We start from the raw sequence: 1238 nt of genomic DNA, 5'->3' as shown, positions 1-1238 counted from the left end.
ATGTTTCTGGGAAATAAACAAATAAAGGGAATTGAATATAGAAAATGAGACAGATCACAAAGCCTTTTCCTCTCTTTGAGAGGAGCAAGGCCATTTTTTTGATGTTTTGAGCCACGGCAATAAGGAGGCATTGCTCTCTGACTTTGGCAAGCCCCCTGTAGCGTGCATATCGAAGCCCATGAAGTTCTTTGGCGTCAGCGAAGCTGCGCTCAATGGTCTGGCTCCGTCGTTTATACAGTTGTTTGCCTCTTGCACTTAAACGGTTTTGACGTGCCCACTCTTTTGCGTCTTCCCAAACATGACGAGTGATCGTTTTGGTATATGTTTTGGAATGAGTGCATTTGGAAAGGAAAGAGCAGTTTTTGCAAACTTGGGGGTTGGATTTGTATTCGCGGTATCCCAAGCGATTGGTGGTTTTGTAGGAGAGTTCATGTTTGGCAGGACACAGATATACATCTTTTTCTGGTATGTACTTAAATTGCCATTTGAAGAACAGACCTTTCTTTGGCCGAAAACTCCGGTGAGCAATCGCGGCAAAAATTTCCCGTTCCTTCAGTCCTTGGCAAATGGGCATTGTGAGATAGCCGGCATCCAAGGCGACTTCCTCTACTTGGAATCCGAACCGGCTGATCTGTCGATCCAGCCGTTCGAGATACGGGACGGAATCATGAACGTTTCCAAGAGTTACGTACACATCTGTGATGAAATTGTACTTTCCGTCAACGGTTCGGTGATCCAAATAAAAGAACCCTTCGGGTTTTCCATCCCGAACCATATAACCACTGTCAGGGTCCGTGGTGCTCACTCGGATTTCTCTTTCTTCAAGCTGGATTTGTTTTTTTAACGGTTTTTTGCCATGTTGAATTCGATCTTCGTCAATGGCTTTTTCTAACTGTTCCACATAATCCTTGGGGGTGACAGTGACCTTTTGCTTTTTAAATTTGCTTTTGCTGGCATTCGCTTTTAAAAACGTGGAATCGGTGAACAATTGCTTCCCTTCAATGAAACCATGTTGCATGGCTTGAAGTACGATTTCATCGAAGATTTCCTGATAAATCTCAGACTGTTGAAACCGCCGCCGGCGGTTTTGGCTGAAGATGGAGTGGTGTGGTACGATCGGTCAGCGAAAGTCCAACAAACCAACGGTAGGCGATGTTCACCCGGATCTCCTCAATGAGGCGTCTCTCTGAGCGAATTCCGTACAAATAACCGATCAAGAGCATTTTGAACAGCATGAC

At 45.0% G+C, this 1238-nt stretch carries 1 pseudogene; it reads right to left on the bottom strand.

The annotated features are described in order from the left end of the window. Positions 1-70: 70 nt before the first annotated feature. Positions 71-1238, bottom strand: a pseudogene (locus BMZ78_RS18415) (IS1182 family transposase); the annotation flags it as partial.

It is taken from the genome of Thermoflavimicrobium dichotomicum, assembly GCF_900114055.1.
Classification (GTDB): domain Bacteria; phylum Bacillota; class Bacilli; order Thermoactinomycetales; family Thermoactinomycetaceae; genus Thermoflavimicrobium; species Thermoflavimicrobium dichotomicum.
This window is presented reverse-complemented; position numbering and strand designations above follow the sequence as displayed.